Annotated in this window: 1 protein-coding gene; it reads left to right on the top strand. The window is 44.2% G+C overall.

Features of this window, described 5'->3' with window-relative positions; translation table 11 throughout:
• Nucleotides 1-371: reverse transcriptase domain-containing protein (locus AC0QHF_RS09720; protein WP_324704008.1), on the top strand; the 371-nt coding region annotated here is incomplete at both ends.

Here is a 371-nt window from a genome sequence, read left to right as displayed (position 1 = left end):
ACGGTCGTTAGATATGCCGATGATTTTGTGGTCATATCACAAAGCCGCGAAATCATTGAACAGTGCAAGATTGCTATTTCCGAATGGTTAAAACCCATTGGACTCCAACTCAAGCCGGAAAAGACAAGAATCTGTCACACATTTCGAGAAATCGAAGTTGATGGAAAAAAAGTCCCACCCGGATTCGACTTTCTAGGGTTCAATATCAGGCAGTATCCAAAAGGGAAACATACATCCGGGAAGAAATCGGGGGGAAGAGGTCTACTCGGCTTCAAGACCCACATCAAACCGGATAAGGAAGCAATCAAAGCCCATACTGAAAAGGTAAAAGAGGTGATTAGGAATCATAAAACAGCACCTCAAGCCGCCCT

This window comes from Lyngbya sp. CCY1209 (assembly GCF_055795065.1).
Note: the sequence above shows the minus strand (reverse complement) of the source record. Positions and strands in the feature narration are given on the sequence as shown.